This is a genomic window from Streptomyces sp. NPDC047886 (assembly GCF_043204435.1).
Lineage (GTDB): Bacteria > Actinomycetota > Actinomycetes > Streptomycetales > Streptomycetaceae > Streptomyces.
Genome location: NZ_JBIDCF010000004.1, coordinates 499,837 through 515,854 on the forward strand (window position 1 = coordinate 499,837; position 16,018 = coordinate 515,854).

Annotated in this window: 11 protein-coding genes; 4 read left to right on the plus strand and 7 right to left on the minus strand. The window is 74.3% G+C overall.

All coding sequences use genetic code 11. The annotated features are described in order from the left end of the window. Positions 1 to 5 precede the first annotated feature (5 nt). Positions 6 to 542 carry a toxin-antitoxin system HicB family antitoxin gene (locus ACGF5U_RS17175; protein ID WP_392818570.1) on the minus strand — a complete coding sequence of 179 codons (537 nt, stop codon included), beginning with the start codon at positions 540 to 542 and terminating at the stop codon, positions 6 to 8. A 418-nt stretch (positions 543 to 960) separates the two neighbouring features. On the opposite strand from ACGF5U_RS17175, the gene ACGF5U_RS17180 reads away from it, so the two are divergent. Further along, entirely contained in the window at positions 961 to 3,441 is a 2,481-nt protein-coding gene (locus ACGF5U_RS17180) for a tetratricopeptide repeat protein (protein WP_392818572.1), read from the plus strand. Between the two features lie 97 nt (positions 3,442 to 3,538). Continuing rightward, a complete protein-coding gene (locus ACGF5U_RS17185) occupies positions 3,539 to 5,164 on the plus strand; it encodes a phytoene desaturase family protein (protein ID WP_392818574.1) in 1,626 nt (541 codons plus the stop codon). Positions 5,165 to 5,419: 255 nt separating this feature from the next. Here the strand turns inward: ACGF5U_RS17185 and ACGF5U_RS17190 are convergent, their stop codons facing one another. The 4 genes from ACGF5U_RS17190 to ACGF5U_RS17205 form a co-directional block, all read right to left on the minus strand. Next, entirely contained in the window at positions 5,420 to 5,596 is a 177-nt protein-coding gene (locus tag ACGF5U_RS17190) for a hypothetical protein (RefSeq protein ID WP_392818575.1), read from the minus strand. 194 nt (positions 5,597 to 5,790) lie between these two features. Further along, positions 5,791 to 5,982 carry an antitoxin gene (locus ACGF5U_RS17195; RefSeq protein ID WP_392818577.1) on the minus strand — a complete coding sequence of 64 codons (192 nt, stop codon included), beginning with the start codon at positions 5,980 to 5,982 and terminating at the stop codon, positions 5,791 to 5,793. 74 nt (positions 5,983 to 6,056) lie between these two features. After that, positions 6,057 to 6,980, minus strand: coding sequence for an arylamine N-acetyltransferase (locus ACGF5U_RS17200; RefSeq protein ID WP_392818579.1), 924 nt, complete (start codon positions 6,978 to 6,980; stop codon positions 6,057 to 6,059). A gap of 84 nt (positions 6,981 to 7,064) precedes the next feature. Next, complete coding sequence (locus tag ACGF5U_RS17205) at positions 7,065 to 8,957, minus strand: serine hydrolase (RefSeq protein WP_392818581.1); 1,893 nt, start codon at positions 8,955 to 8,957, stop codon at positions 7,065 to 7,067. A gap of 157 nt (positions 8,958 to 9,114) precedes the next feature. Here ACGF5U_RS17205 and ACGF5U_RS17210 point away from each other — a divergent pair, with 157 nt between their 5' ends. Further along, positions 9,115 to 10,239, plus strand: a complete 1,125-nt coding sequence (locus tag ACGF5U_RS17210; protein ID WP_392818583.1) for an NAD(P)H-dependent flavin oxidoreductase — start codon at positions 9,115 to 9,117, stop codon at positions 10,237 to 10,239. After that, positions 10,236 to 11,792 (plus strand): acyl-CoA synthetase, encoded by a 1,557-nt coding sequence (locus tag ACGF5U_RS17215; RefSeq protein ID WP_392818584.1) that lies wholly within the window; start codon positions 10,236 to 10,238, stop codon positions 11,790 to 11,792. Before ACGF5U_RS17210 ends, ACGF5U_RS17215 begins: the two co-directional genes overlap by 4 nt. Positions 11,793 to 11,839: 47 nt before the next feature. Here ACGF5U_RS17215 and ACGF5U_RS17220 read toward each other — a convergent pair whose 3' ends face one another. Together ACGF5U_RS17220 and paaK are read right to left on the minus strand one after the other, a co-directional pair. After that, positions 11,840 to 14,251 carry a penicillin acylase family protein gene (locus ACGF5U_RS17220; RefSeq protein ID WP_392818585.1) on the minus strand — a complete coding sequence of 804 codons (2,412 nt, stop codon included), beginning with the start codon at positions 14,249 to 14,251 and terminating at the stop codon, positions 11,840 to 11,842. A 115-nt stretch (positions 14,252 to 14,366) separates the two neighbouring features. After that, positions 14,367 to 15,665, minus strand: coding sequence for a phenylacetate--CoA ligase PaaK (gene paaK / locus ACGF5U_RS17225; protein ID WP_392818587.1), 1,299 nt, complete (start codon positions 15,663 to 15,665; stop codon positions 14,367 to 14,369). Positions 15,666 to 16,018: the final 353 nt, after the last annotated feature.

The window sequence follows — 16,018 nt, forward strand, 5'->3', positions numbered from 1 at the left end:
GGGGCTCAGCCGACCCAGCCGATGTAGCGTCGCGACGGTCCTGGGCCGCGTCGGCCCGGTGGGGGTGGCTGGGCGGATTCGGTGTCGAGCGCGGCCGTGGTGACGCGTACGAGCCAGGCGTTCAACGACTGCCCCTCCTTGGCCGCGGCGGCTTCGATGCGGGCCTTCAGATGCTCCGGAGGGCGGAAGTTGATCCGGCCGACAGCGCCTTCGGTGCTGGGAGGCGGCGGTGGTGGCGTCTCGGCGGCCTCGGCGGGAGCCGGAGAGGGGACGGGTTCCTGGTCGACGGGTTCCTCCAGGCCCGGCGGTGCGACCACGAAGTACGGATTGCGCCCGCGCAGCCGGACCTCCACCGAGCCGGGAACGAGGTCCCGGGTGATCTCGTCCGCCGCGGCCGAGAGCACGTCGAGCATGGTCAGTCGTGTCGCGGACACGACCGAAGAGGCCAGGCGCTCTGCCAGCGCGCGGGCCTCGCTGTCGTCCGCCCCCGCGGAGGCCAGGAGCTCACGGTGGAGGCCGTCGATGTAGGGGGTCAGATCCATGGCGCAAGCATGGCGCCTTGATGGCGCCATCGCAAGCCCGTCGGCTCGGGGAGCGGAGTTCGACCCATGTCGGCACCTCACCGGCAATCGAAACGGCCGACCCCGGACGGCCGACCGCGCCAGGGCGGTGCTCGTCGCCGGTCACGTGCCCGGGAGAAGCGCCGTCAGCCCGCCCCCGAGGCCGTGGACGGCGGGCGGGGCCGTCGTCGCGGCGCCCGATCCGTACCGGCGGCGTGCGGTCGCGCCCGTGTACCACCCCGTGCCTCCGCACGCCCATCGCCCGTCGGGCAAGGCCGCGCAACCGACGGGCGCCGGGGCGCATCCGCCGAACGACAGGGCCCGTACAAACTCCGCAGACAGACGGCCATACTGGACGTCCGGGGAGGGCGCGGCGAAACGACGGGGGCGGCAGCACGACATGGGGGACACCACGCTGATCCAGGGCCGGTACCGGCTGCACGAGGTGATCGGGCGCGGTGGCATGGGTGAGGTGTGGCGTGCCACCGACGAGGCCCTCGGCCGCCGGGTCGCCGTCAAGTGCCTCAAACCGCTGGGCCCGCAGCAGGACCACGCCTTCGTCCGGGTGCTGCGCGAGCGGTTCCGCCGCGAGGCCCGCGTCGCGGCGTCGCTCCAGCACCGCGGGGTGACCGTCGTCCATGACTTCGGCGAGTCCGACGGCGTGCTGTACCTGGTGATGGAGCTGCTGGAAGGACGCAACCTCAGCCAGCTCCTGGAGGACAACGCGCACCATCCGCTGCCCGTGCACGACATCGTCGACATCGCCGAACAGGTCGCCGACGCCCTCCACTACACGCACCGGCAGGGCATCGTGCACCGCGACCTGAAGCCCGCCAACATCATGCGGCTCGCCGACGGCACCGTGAAGATCTGCGACTTCGGCATAGCGCGACTCGGCGCCGACATCGGCTTCACCTCCCGGCTCACCGGCGGCGGCATCGCCATGGGCACCCCGCACTACATGTCGCCCGAGCAGATCGGCGGCGACCCCGTCGACCACCGCAGCGACCTGTACTCCCTGGGCTGCGTGCTGTACGAGATCGCCACCGGCGTCCCGCCGTTCGACCAGGACGACGCCTGGGCCGTGATCGTCGGGCACCGCGACACCCCGCCCGAGCCGCCGCGCGCCCGCCGCGCCGAGCTGCCCGCCTCCTTCGAGCGGATCGTGCTCGACCTGCTCGCCAAGACCCCGGAAGGCCGCCCCGCCGACGCCGGGGACCTGCACCGGCGGCTCACCGGCGCCCGGATCGCCCTCGCCCCGGCACACCCGCACGTCCCGCAGCACGTCCTCCCGGGGGCCGCCCCCGCCCCCGCCCCCGCACCCGGGCCGGGGCCCGCGTCCGGCACCTGGCCCGCGCCCGCGCCGGTTCCCGCGCCCGTGCCGGCCGTGGCGCTCCCCGTCGCCGTCCCGGGAGCCGGCCCCGCACCCGTGCCCCGCGCGTGGGCGCCGGACTCGGCTGGCCCCGCGCTGCCCTCCTGGACGCGCCAGATGACCACGGGCCGCAAGGCGGTCGGCGGAGCCGTGCCGCGCGGCCGTGTACCGGACCCGGCGTCGGCGCTCACCGGCGCGTGGACCAGGCCCGTCGCCGCCCCGCACCCCGGCGACCCGGTCTCGCCCGTCGCCGAGCGCCCCACACCGCCGCCCGAGCTGCTCGCCGCCCTCGCCGGACGGCACAGCGCGGGCCTCAGCCTCGGCCGGCTCGGCCGCTGGGACGAGGCGGGCGAGGTGCACCGCGCCGTCGCCGCCGAACGCGAACACGCCCTGGGCCCCGACCACCCGGACACGCTCGCCAGCCGGTACGAGATCGGCTTCACGCTCAGCAGGACCGGCCGCGCCTCCGACGCCCTGCGCGAGTTCGAGCGCGTCACCGAGGGCCGTGTCCGCGTCCTCGGACCCGACCATCCGGACACGCTCACGGCCCGTCAGGAGATGGCGTACGTCCTCGGCAGACTCGGCCGGCACTTCGAGGCGCACCAGGTGTACGCCGAGGTCCTCGCCGTACGGGAACGCACCACGGGCCCGGGCCACCCCGACACCCTGCGCTGCCGCCACAACCTGGCCTTCACGCTCAGCCGGCTCGGCCGCCTCGAGGAGTCGTACCGCATGGCGTACGACGTGGCATCGGCCCGCGCCAGGCTGCTGGGCCCCGACCACCCGGACACCCTGGTCACGCTGTACGAGGTGGCCTACACGCTGGGCAGACTCGGGCGCTGGACCGACGCGCTGCACGCCTACCGCGAGGTCGCCGACGCGCGGGCCCGCGCCCTCGGACCCGACCACCCCGAGACGCTCGCCGCCCGGTACGAGGTCGGCATCAGCCTGGGCCGGCTCGGCCGGGGCGGGGAGGCGCTCGGCCTGTTCCGGGACCTCGTGGACGCCCGTACCCGCGTCCACGGCCCCGAGGATCCCGAGACGCTCCGCGCCCGGCACGGCCTCGGCGTCAACCTGGGCCGGCTCGGCCGCTGGGAGGAGGCACTCGCCGAAGCCCGCGCGGTACGCACCGCCCGGCACCGGGTCCTGGGCCCCGACCACCCCGACACGCTGGTCAGCGGCCGCGAGGTGGCCGTCGGCCTGGGCTGGCTCGGCCGCTGGACCGAGGCGCTCAGCGTGTACCAGCAGGTCGCCAGGGCACGGGAGCGGGTCCTCGGCCCCGGCCACCCGGATACGCTCGCCAGCCACAACGACGAGGCGCAGTGCCTGGAGCAGCTCGGGCGGCACGCGGAGGCCGTGGAGCTCTACCGCAGGGCGGCCGCGCCCGCCGCCCCCGCGACCCCGCCGCCCCCGGGCGCCCCCGCGACCCCGCCGTCCCCGTCCCCAGGCGCCCCCGCGACCCCGCCGTCCCCCGCCCCCGCCGCGACCCCGCCGTCCCCGGGCGCCTGACATCCCGCGGCGGTCGGCCCGGCGCCCCGGCGTGGGCGCCGGGAGGGCGCCGCGCGGCCCTCTGGATCGTCCGCACAGGCCCGTGCTACGAAGAGCCATGACCGCACAGCGCGCATACGACGCCGTCGTCGTCGGCGGCGGACACAACGGACTGGTCGCCGCCGCGTACCTCGCCCGGGCCGGACGCTCGGTCCTCGTCCTGGAACGCCTCGGCACCACCGGCGGAGCCGCCGTGTCCACCCGCCCCTTCAAGGGGGTCGACGCCCGGCTCTCGCGCTACTCCTACCTGGTGTCCCTGCTGCCGCCGAAGATCGTGCGCGAACTGGGGCTGCGGTTCGCCGTGCGCCGCCGCTCCGTCTCCTCGTACACCCCGGTCGAACGGGGTGGCCGTGCCACCGGGCTGCTGGTCGCCGAGGGCCGCACCCGGGAGTCCCTCGCCGCGCTGACCGGCTCCGACGACGCGTACACCGCCTGGCAGCGGTTCCACGCGACCACCGCGCACGTCGCCCGGCGGGTCTTCCCGACGCTCACCGAGCCGCTGCCGGAGCGGGCCGAACTGCGCGCCCGGATCGACGACGAGCACGCCTGGCGGATGCTGTTCGAGGAGCCGATCGGCGTCGCCGTCGAGAAGTACTTCACCGACGACATCGTGCGGGGTGTGGTGCTCACCGACGCGCTCATCGGCACGTTCGCCGACGCGCACGACCCGTCGCTGCTCCAGAACCGCTGCTTCCTCTACCACGTCATCGGCGGGGGGACCGGTGACTGGAACGTGCCCGTCGGCGGCATGGGAGCCCTCACCGACGCGCTCGCGGACGCGGCCCGCTCGGCAGGCGCCGAGATCGTCACGGGCCACGAGGCGACCCGGATCGACACCGACGGACGTACGGCCGAGGTGTCGTACCGCGTCATCGGCGCCGACGGCACACCGGGCACGCACGGCACACCGGGGGCGGGCGGCACGACCGGCCCGGACGGCGGACCGCGCACCCGGGGCGGCGAGGGCACGGTCACGGCCCGGCACGTCCTGGTCGGCGCCTCACCGCGGGCGCTGGCCGAGCTGCTCGGCGAGACTCCGGCGGCGGCCCCGGAAGGCGCCCAGCTCAAGGTGAACATGCTGCTGACCAGACTGCCCCGGCTGCGCGACACCTCCGTCGACCCCCGGGAGGCGTTCGCCGGCACCTTCCACATCGCCGAGGGATACCGGGAGCTGGCGACCGCGTACGCCGAGGCGGCGGCGGGCCGCCCGCCGAGCGCCCCGCCCTCCGAGATCTACTGCCACTCCCTGACCGACCCGTCGATCCTCGCGCCCGAGCTCGCCGACCGCGGCTACCAGACCCTGACCCTGTTCGGACTGCACACGCCCGCGCGGCTCTTCACCGCCCGTCATGACACCGTGCGGGACGAGCTGCTGGCCGCGACCCTCGCCGAACTCGACGCGCGGCTCGCCGAACCGATCGCCGGCTGTCTGGCGCTCGACGCGGACGGCCGCCCGTGTATCGAGGCGAAGACCCCGCTCGACCTGGAGCGCGACCTGCGGTTGCCGGGCGGCCACATCTTCCACGGCGACCTCGCCTTCCCGTACGCGACGGGGAGCGGCGGCCGCTGGGGTGTGGAGACCGCCCACCCCAATGTGCTGCTGTGCGGGGCGGGCGCGATCCGGGGCGGCGGGGTCAGCGGCGTCCCCGGTCACAACGCGGCGATGGCGGCGCTGGGACGCTAGGTGTATCGACCCGCGGGGTTGTCGACGCGGGTGAATGGGCGGTGGTCCGCCGAGTGCGGTGTCGCCGGTCGCCGACGCTTCGCGGGGGCACACTCCTCCGCCGTGCGTCCGCACGCACCAGACCCCGCTCCCGGGTGGGAAGGCGTACCCCGGCTCCGATGCCGCCATGATCCGCCGGACACTCCCTGGAGGCCGGTCGCGGGCATGCGGATGGGCGCCGCGCGGGCGCCCATCCGAAGCCGCGAGCGTGCGGGGTCAGCCCACGTGCCAGCAGGCCGCGTGGTGGTCGTGCACATGTACGCTGCCGGCCGATACGCCGGTGCCGTGCGCCCAGCAACCGTGGACGTCCGAGTCGTGCGCGGCCGCCGGGGAAGCCGCGAAGAAGCCGACGGCGAGCAGGCCGGCCAGAGCGATCGAGATACGCCGAAGCATGTTTCTCTCCTTCGAGTTGGGGGACTCGGCACGACTCTTCACCAGCCGTGGCGCCCCCGCACGTCGAAGCGGGCGACCGGGTGGTGGCCGCCGGGTCACCAGGGGTGACGCCCCGTCTGCCGGGAGGCGGCGCACGCGCGGCGTCCCCGGCCGCCGTGGAGCCACGGCGGCCGGGGACGCGGTAGCGCGTTGTCTCACCGCTGCGGCGGCTCCTGGTCCGGGTGCCGGCCGAACTGCTCCCTGGCCCTCTCCTGAGCGGTGTCGACCTGACGGCTGTACTTGCCCTGGGTTTTCTCGTCCACGAAGTCGCCCGACCGGTCGACGGCCTGGCCGGCCTTGTCCTCGTGGCCCTTCAGCATGCTCTTGAGCTTGTCCAGCATGGACATGGGGTGATCCTCCTCGGCGGGGTGAGAGCCCCCCACCCCCCAGTCTCACCGCCGCAGCCCGGGTTCGCATCCGCTCAGCCCGACGCCTCCGGCCGGTCCGGCCGGTGCTGCCGGTCCGGCCGCTCCTGCTGGTCCTGCTGGTCCGGCCGCTCCTGCGTGCCCTGGGACGCCAGCCAGGTCTCGTGGGCGCGGCAGACCCCGTCCCACAGGGTGGAGCGGTCGTCGGCGTCGAGGTCGTCCAGGGTCCGGCCCAGTACCTCGGTGAGCGCGGCGAACCACTCGTCGGCTGTCTCCATCAGCCGGTCCGCGCGGCCCGCCGCGTCCATGCGCGTGAGCATCCTGCCCCGCATGAGGTGCACGGCCTTCGGGTCCCGGCGCAGCGCCGCGAACGTCGTCAGGAACGGGGAGTCCGGCGCGGTGGACAGGCGCAGGTGCTCGTCGGCGAAGTCCGCCAGGGTGGCGGGTCCGGTCCTGAACTCCATCACGGGGAACGTGCTGCGGCCGTCGTGGTGGAACGTCCAGCCGCCGCCCGGCACGGTGTCGGACGGCTCCATCCGGTAGGTGAACGGGCCCTGCTCGTAGGTGCCGGCACGCAGCGGCAGCGGCTCGTGCGGCCCGTCGCCGAGGCCGACGTCCACGAACCACGCCTCCCCGTCGACGCGTACCGTCAGCGCCATGTGGTTGCCGTTGGCACCCCGGCCCGCCGGGTCCATGTGGACGCCCCCGACGTGCCGGGTCACGTCGTAGCCCAGCGCCTCCAGCAGCGCGGCGAACGCGCCGTTCAGATGGAAGCAGTAGCCGCCCTGCCCGGCCGCGAACCGCCGCGCCGACAGCGCCGGTTCGATACCGGGCGGTCGGCCCAGCTGAATGCCGACGTTCTCGTACGGAACCCTTTCGAGGTGTGCGCTCTGGAGCGCGAACAGCTCCTCGGTGGAGGGTGTACCGGACGCGGGTACGCCGAGACGGGCCAGATAGGCCCCAAATCCTTCTGGAATCATGGTTGTTCACGATAAACAGTGCCTTGGCGGGCGGTTTCGCCGGGTCCTCGTCCATGGACCACGGGCTGCGGTCAGCCGGCCGGGTCAGTCGGCCGAGGCCGTCCAGCCGTCCGCGGCGATCCGGGCGGCGTCCGTCGCCCGTGCCTCGTCGAACAGCGTCCGGTGCCCGTCCAGGACGCGCAGCCCGTCCACGTACACCCCGCGCCCGACGTACCGCCGGTCGGTCGTGTACCGCCAGCGCAGCCGGACCGGTGCGCCGCGCCACGCGGACAGGCCGGCGTCCAGCCGGTGCCACACCCGCCCCGACCAGCCCGTCGCCGTCCCGCGCGGATGCTCGACCGGCTCCTCCGCGTGCCCGCCGGCCCCGGGCCGTACGGTCGTGAACGGCACCGCGCTCCACGTCGCCCCGGCGTCCTTCGACGCCTCCAGGAACAGGGCGTCGGCGCCCGGTTCGGTGTCCCACCACAGGGAGCAGCGCAGCCGGGCGGTCGCCGTGTCCGGCACGAGCTCGGGCAGCGTGAGCGTTGCCGTGGTGCCGCTCGCCATGCCGGCGAACCAGGCGGTGCGGCCGTGGGCGGGACGTACCGCGACCGCGCGGGCGAAGTGGTCGGCCGCGGCCACGCGCGGCGCCGACCCGGAGCGCCAGGAGCGCACCGGGTGCACGGAGTTGCCGAGGACGACGAGGAAGGAGTCGGTCGTCGGGTCGAGCACGATGCTGGTGCCGGTGAAACCGGTGTGCCCGGCGGTGCGCGGTGTCGCCATCGCCCCCATGTACCAGTGCTGGTACAGCTCGAAGCCGAGGCCGTGCTCGTCACCGGGGAAGGCGGTGTTGAAGTCGGTGAACATCAGCTCCACCGAAGCGGGTTCCAGCACGCGGACGCGTCCGTAGGCGCCGCCGTTCAGCAGCGTACGGGCGAGGACGGCCAGGTCCCAGGCGCAGGAGAACACCCCGGCGTGGCCGGCGACACCGCCGAAGCCGTACGCGTTCTCGTCGTGCACCTCGCCCCACACCATGCCCCGGTCGAGCCCGGACCAGGGGCGGCGGGCGTCCTCGGTCGCGGCGATCCGGGGGCGCCAGGACGCCGGCGGGTTGAAGCGGGTGCGCCGCATCCCGAGCGGGGCGGTGATCTCGCTCCGCAGCAGCGCGTCCAGCGTGCGGCCGGTGACCGCCTCCAGGACCAGCTGGAGGCTGATGAGGTTGAGGTCGGAGTAGGCGTACGCGGTGCCGGGCGCGCTCACCGGCGTCTGCGCCCACAGCAGCCGCAGCATCCCCTCCCGGGTCGGCTCCGTGTACAGCGGGATCCAGGGGCGCAGCCCGGAGGTGTGGGTGAGCAGCTGACGGACCGTGATGTCCTGCTTGCCGCCGCCTCCGGAGCCGAACTCCGGGAGATACGCGACCACCTTCGCCTCCAGCTCAAGCGCGCCGCGCTCGATCTGCTGGACGGCCAGCACGGAGGTGAACAGCTTGGTGAGCGACGCGAGGTCGAAGACGGTGTCGTCGGCCATCGGGATCCGCCGGTCGTCGGGCAGCTCCACGCCGGTGCCGGTCGTCTCGTCGTACGCCGCGTAGCGCACGGCGTACCCGATGGCCCGGTGCAGCGCCACGGTGCCGCCGCGCCCCGCCAGCAGCACGGCGCCCGCGTACCAGGGGTGCGTGGGGGAGGGGCCGAGGAACCGCTCGGCGTCGGCGACGAGCCGGTCCAGCGGGGCGCGCAGCAGCCCGGCGCGCTCGGCGGAACCGCGCCGCAGCGTCGTACGGCCGCCGCCGGGCACCGCGCCCGCCGGCGCGCCATCCCCGGCGGCGGCCGTCCCCGCGCCCGGAACCGAGCCGATCACCAGCGCACCTCCCAGCGCGAGCGCCCCGCCGCCGAGCCTCCGCCGGCTGATCCCACGGGCGCCGTGTTCACCATGCCTGCCGTGGCCTTCCCGGTCCCCGTGGGCCCCATGGTTCCCTCTGCCCGTATCGACCTCCGTCATCCTCACCCTCCCTGAAAGATTCCTTCGGCAGCGTGCGCAACACGTGAAACTTTCTGCCGCCCCGCGCTCCGCGTCAAGGGACGGGGCGCCACCGCCAATCTGACGCAGCATCAGAAAATCTCTTCCCTCCCCGGCCACGCTGCGGCATCCTGCGCCCATGGAGACGGAGCTGAGCAAGAGACTGGGCGCCACGCACGCCATCTTCGGCTTCACGCCCTTCCCCGCGGTGGCCGCCGCCATCACCCGGGCGGGCGGATTCGGCGTGCTCGGCGCGGTCCGCTACACCGACCCCGGCGACCTCGCCCGGGACCTCGACTGGATGCAGGACCACACCGAGGGCCTCCCGTACGGCGTCGACGTCGTCATGCCCGCCAGGAAGACCGAGGCCCCCGACGGCGGCACCCTCACCGAGGCCGACGTCGAGGCCATGATCCCGGAAGGGCACAGACGGTTCGTCCGGGACACCCTCGCCGAACACGGCGTCCCCGAGCTCGCCGACGGCGAGGCGTCCGGCTGGCGGATCACCGGCTGGATGGAACAGGTCGCCAGGAGCCAGCTCGACGTCGCCTTCGACTACCCCGTCAGACTCCTCGCCAACGCGCTGGGCTCGCCACCCCCCGACGTCGTACGCCGCGCCCACGACCACGGCGTGCTCGTCGCCGCCCTCGCGGGCAGCGCCCGGCACGCCCGCCGCCACGCCGACGCGGGCATCGACATCGTCGTCGCGCAGGGGTACGAGGCGGGCGGCCACACGGGCGAGATCGGCACCATGGTCCTCACCCCCGAGGTCGTCGACGCCGTCGCCCCGCTGCCCGTCCTCGCGGCCGGCGGCATCGGCAGCGGCGAACAGATCGCCGCCGGGCTCGCCCTCGGCGCCCAGGGCGTCTGGCTCGGCTCCCTCTGGCTCACCACCGCCGAGGCCGACCTGCACTCACGCGCCCTCACCCGCAAGCTCCTCGCGGCCGGCTCGGGCGACACCGTCCGCTCCCGGGCCCTCACCGGCAAACCCGCCCGCCAGTTGCGCACCGCGTGGACCGACGCCTGGGACGACCCGGACGGGCCCGGCACCCTGCCGATGCCGCTCCAGGGCCTCCTCGTCGCCGAGGCCGTCTCCCGGATCCAGACCTACGAGGTGGAGCCGCTGCTCGGCACCCCCGTGGGCCAGATCGTCGGACGGATGACCTCCGAACGCCCCGTCCAGCAGGTCTTCGACGACCTGACCCGCGGCTTCGAACGAGCCGTCGACCGGATGAACCGCATCGCGAAACGGAGCGCCTCGTGAACGCCCCCGCGCCGAACGGCTTCTGGGCCCAGGCCGCCGCCGACCCGGACCGCACGGTCCTGACCGCGCCCGACGGCGAGGAGTGGAGCGCCGGCCGGCTGCACGCCGCCGCCAACCGGCTCGTCCACGGCCTGCGGGCGGCCGGCCTCGAACAGGGCGACGCCTTCACCGTCGTCCTCCCCAACGGGCCCGCGTTCCTGACGGCGTATCTGGCCGCCGCCCAGGCCGGGTTCTACCTCGTGCCCGTCAACCACCACCTGACCGGGCCGGAGACCGCCTGGATCGTCGCGGACAGCGGGGCGAAGGTGCTGATCGCGCACGAACGGTTCGCGGATCCCGCGCGGGCCGCGGCCGACGAGGCCGGGCTCCCGGCGCACCGCCGCTACGCCGTCGGCGGCCCGGCCCCGGGCTTCCGCCCGTACGAGGACCTCCTCCACGGGCAGCCGGCCGCACCCCCGGACCACCGCACGCTCGGCTGGGTGATGAACTACACCTCCGGTACGACCGGCCGCCCGCGCGGCATCCGCCGCCCGCTGCCCGGCAGGCCCCCGGAAGAGGCCCATCTCGGTGGATTCCTCGGCATCTTCGGCATCAGGCCGTTCGACGGCAACGTCCACCTCGTGTGCTCGCCGCTCTACCACACGGCCGTGCTCCAGTTCGCGGCCGCCGCCCTGCACATTGGGCATCCCCTCGTCGTCATGGACAAGTGGACACCGCGCGAGATGCTCCGCCTCATCGACACCCACCGGTGCACCCACACCCACATGGTGCCCACCCAGTTCCACCGGCTGCTCGCCCTCCCCGAGGAGGTCAGGGAGGAGTACGACGTGAGCTCGATGCGGCACGCCGTCCACGGCGCCGCCCCCTGCCCCGACCACGTCAAGCGGGCCATGATCGAGTGGTGGGGGACCTGCGTCGAGGAGTACTACGCGGCCAGCGAGGGCGGCGGCGCGTTCGCCACCGCCGATGACTGGCTGAAGAAGCCCGGCACGGTCGGCCGGGCCTGGCCGATCAGCGAGCTCGCCGTCCTGGACGACGACGGCGAGCGGCTGCCGCCCGGCGAACTCGGCACCGTGTACATGCGGATGACGACGGGCGGGTTCCGCTACCACAAGGACGACGAGAAGACCCGGAAGAACCGGGTCGGTGACTTCTTCACGGTCGGGGACCTCGGCCACCTCGACGAGGACGGCTACCTGTTCCTCCGCGACCGCAAGATCGACCTGATCATCTCGGGTGGCGTGAACATCTACCCCGCCGAGATCGAGGCCGCGCTCCTCACCCACCCCGCCGTCGCGGACGCCGCCGCGTTCGGCGTCCCGCACCCCGACCGGGGCGAGGAGGTCAAGGCGGTGATCGAACCCGCCGACGGCCACCGCCCCGGCGAGGCGCTGGCCGCCGAGATCCTCGCCCACTGCGCCGAACGCCTCGCCGGCTACAAGCGCCCCAGGAGCATCGACTTCGTCACCGTCATGCCGCGCGACCCGAACGGCAAGCTCTACAAACGCCGCCTGCGCGCCCCGTACTGGGAAGGCCGCGACCGCCCCCTGTGACCGCCGCGGCCCGGCCTCCCGTACAGGGAGGGCCGGGCCACGACCGGTCAGTCGCCGACGCGCACCACCCGCAGCCGCGGATCGGCGAGGATGTCCTTCTCACAGAACCGCGCCGTCACCCACCGCTCGCCGGAGTACAGCCGCGTCTGATCGCTGAAGTGCGGCGACAGCGGGTTGGAGGACTGCGAGTACGTCAGCAGGGTCCGCGCGACCGGGCACCGCCCGCCGTCCCAGCCGACCGCCTGGACATGGCTCGTCCCGTGCGCGACCTCCGTGTAGCCGCGCGCCGCGTCCCACAGCGGGACGGTCATGTTCCACACGCCCAGCGCGTGCGTACCGCCGTGCACCGGGAGCCGCTCGCCACCCCGCACCACGAACTGGTGCTCACCCAGCGGCGCGTCCAGGGCGACGCCCGCCCCGCGCAGATCCGACACGGCCGCGGTGAGGGCCTTGCGCACCGCCTCGGCGACATCGGGCTTCTCCGTGGCGAGACCGCGCGGCGTACGGACCGGGTCGGCCGCCGAGAACGGCACCCTCCAGGGGGCGGCCGGCCGGAGGGAACGGTGACCCATCCAGTACCAGAACCGCTCGAAGAGCAGGGCCCCGCGACTGCCGGCGTCCATCGTCCGGTCCCAGCGGGCCAGCGCCTCGCAGACCGCACCGTTCCCCGGAAGCAGGCCAGGACACGCCCGCAGCACGTCGTCGAGGACCTGGTCGGCGGCCGGCACGCGGTTCGCGAACTGCAGCCGCTGGAGGTCGGCCACCGTCAGCCGGCCCCGCCCCGCCATCGCCGACACGTCCTCGATCGCACCCCTGGTCCGCAGCGACCGGGGCAGGTCGATGTCGCCGAACACCCGCTCGTAGCCGGTCAGCGGACGGTCGGCGTTGGTGAGCCAGGCACTGTCGTTGGAGTTCTCCACGTACGGGGCGCCCCGCAGCATCGGCATCCGCGACGGGCCCATGATCCCTGGCTGCACCGCGTCCCGGTCCTCGCCGAGAGCGCAGTCCGCGCGCGACCCGTCGAGCACCGCCAGGCCCGAGGCCGGGTACATCGCCCGGCCCAGCGCCGTCGAACAGCGCTCCATCAGCTCGTCGGTGACGCGCGGCAGCACCTGTGCCTGCGCGAACAGCGTGCCGCCCTTCGCGTCGGCGGCGACCGTGTTCACCCACGGCAGGCCCTGCGTGCGGCGCAGCGCGTCCGCGATCTCGGCCGTGGAGCGCGCCTTGGCGAAGCCGAGAGCGGTGTCCGATCCGCGCAGGTTCACGGCGTTGGGATCGTTCAGCGCGTACGCGGTCGTCGTCGACCACGGCAGCGGCGCCGACGCGTCCAGCCGCGTGACGACCGGCCCGTACCGGGTCCACCACTGCGTACGGGTCACCGGTTCGCCCCCGGCGGCGACGGGCACCGTCACCTGGCGCCGGGTCATCCGCTCCGGTCTGCCGTCGACCAGGTAGACCGTCGGGTCGGCGGGATCGAGGGTGAGCTGGTGCAGGTTCATGGTGACACCGGTCGCGACGGTGTGGCTCCACGCCGTCCGTTCGGTGAAGCCGATCTGCACGATGGGGTTGCCCAGCAGCGCGCCGCCCGAGACGTTCAGCTCCCCCGGGATGGTCTGCTGCGCCTGCCAGAAGCGCCGCCCGCCGTGCCACGGGTAGTGCGGGTTGCCCAGCAGCAGGCCGCGGCCGTTCGCGGTCGTGGCTCCGCTGAACGCGACCGCGTTGGAGCCCCGGTCGGCGTTCCCCGGGTCGAGCAGCTCGCGCGCGGCCGACGCCGTACGGGCAGGGTCGGGGGCGGGCACCGCCGGGGAGCCCGGAGCGGGCGGCCTCGCCGCCGTGATGCCGTCGACGGCCCGGCCCTGACCGCCCAGCACGGCCAGGGCGAACGCGCGCCCGGCCACGTCGAGGGAGGTCACGGGCCGTACCCAGGCGGCGCCCGCGCACGCCGGGTCGGTGACGCGGTTCTGCTTCAGCCACGCGTTGTAGCCGGCTGCCCAGCCGCGCATCAGCTCCTTCGCCTGCCGGCTGGGCCCCGCGGGGGCGGGCGCCTTCAGCAGCCGCTCCACCGTGCCCGCGTCCCGCACCCCTCGGAAGTACAGGTCGCTGGAGAGGTTCGTGTCGGCCGACGACAGGGAGCCGTCCGGCTCCGCGTCGGGCCCGAAGTGGCGCGAGCGCTCACCGCGTACGGTCACGAACCCGTCGGCGAGCACACACACCTGGTCGGCGGCCTGCGCCCACCCGGTGCCGAAGCCCAGGTCGGCGTAGTCCTTCGCCAGGATGTGCGGGATGCCGTACTCGGTGTAGCGGATGACGGCCGACAGACCGCCCCCCGACGGCCGGCGTTCACCGGCCGTGTCCGTGACGGGCCCGGCGGCGGTGGCCGACGGCAGTGAGGTGGCGACGGCGGCGAGCGCGGCCACGGCGACCGGTACGAGCCGCCCCAGACTGGTACGGAATAACAAGGTGGCCTCCAACGGCGTTGCCGGAAAGGTCGGTTGCCCCATCCACCCATCCGTCACCGGGCCCTGTCATCCGTCCCCGGAGTGATCCCGTCTCACTCTGGAGACGGGTCGTGCCTCACTCCCGGAAGGAACCGCGCCGCAGATCGACGATCCGCTTGATCTTCCCGACCGACCGCTCCAGCGTCTCCGGGTCGACGACGTCGACGCCGACCGACACCCCGATCCCGTCCTTGACGGCGGCCGCCACCGCGCGCGCCGCCTCCCGCCGGGTCCCCGGCGGCGCGTCCGCCCGCGCCTCGACCCGCACGGTCAGCGCGTCGAGCCGCCCCTCACGGGTCAGCCGCAGCTGGAAGTGGGGTGCGAGACCGGGCGTACGCAGCACGATCTCCTCGATCTGCGTCGGGAACAGGTTCACACCGCGCAGGATCACCATGTCGTCGCTGCGCCCGGTGACCTTCTCCATCCGGCGGAACACCCTTGCCGTGCCCGGCAGCAGCCGCGTCAGATCGCGCGTGCGGTACCGGACGACGGGCATCGCCTCCTTGGTGAGCGAGGTGAACACCAGCTCGCCCCGCTCCCCGTCCGGCAGCACCTCGCCGGTGACCGGGTCGACGACCTCGGGATAGAAGTGGTCCTCCCAGATGTGCAGACCGTCCTTGGTCTCCACGCACTCCTGCGCGACCCCCGGCCCGATGACCTCCGACAGCCCGTATATGTCCACGGCGTCGAGCGCGAACCGGTCCTCGATCTCCCGGCGCATCGCCTCCGTCCACGGCTCGGCGCCGAAGATGCCGACCTTCAGCGAGGTGGACCGGGGGTCGACGCCCTGCCGCTCGAACTCGTCCAGCAGGGTCAGCATGTACGACGGGGTCACCATGATGATCTCGGGCCGGAAGTCCTGGATCAGCCGCACCTGGCGCGCCGTCATGCCGCCGGAAGCGGGCACGACCGTGCAGCCGAGCCGCTCGGCGCCGTAGTGGGCCCCGAGCCCGCCGGTGAACAGCCCGTACCCGTACGCCACGTGCACCGTGTGGCCGGGCCGGCCCCCGGCCGCGCGGATCGACCGCGCCACCACGTCGGCCCAGGTGTCCAGGTCCCGGTCGGTGTACCCGACGACGGTCGGCTGCCCCGTCGTCCCGCTCGACGCGTGCACGCGCCGCACCCGCGACCGCTCCACCGCGAACATCCCGAACGGGTACGTGTCCCGCAGATCGGCCTTCGTCGTGAACGGGAACCGCGCCAGATCCGCGAGCGAACGGCAGTCCTCGGGCCGCAGCCCCGCCTCGTCGAAGGCGTTCCGGTAGAACGCGACATTGTCGTACGCGTGCCGCAACGTGCCGCGCAGCCGCGTCAGCTGCAACGCCGCCAGCTCCTCCCGCCCCAGCCGCTCACCGTCGTCCAGCAGATCCGCCATGAGCCCTCTCCCAGCAACCGATCATTCGGTCGAGACATGTGTGCCGGATCAGTAATCCAGACCCCGACCGCGTGAACAAGGCCCCGACCGCGTGGACGAGCCCCGACCGCGTGGACGAGCCCCGGTCGGGGACAAGCCCCCGGTCGTGTGGACGAGCCCCGGCCGCGGCGGACCCCGGCCGCTGCCGCGCCGCGATCACCTCCGCAGGGCGACCGACCCGCGTTCACCCGGGCGCCGCCGCGTCCGCCATGGCGCGCGCCTCAGCGCCGAGGTCCGCCAGAAGCCCACCAGCGGGGCCGGGACGCGCGCGACCTCGCGTTCCGCGCCCCGTCGGCCGACACGGTCCGCGATGC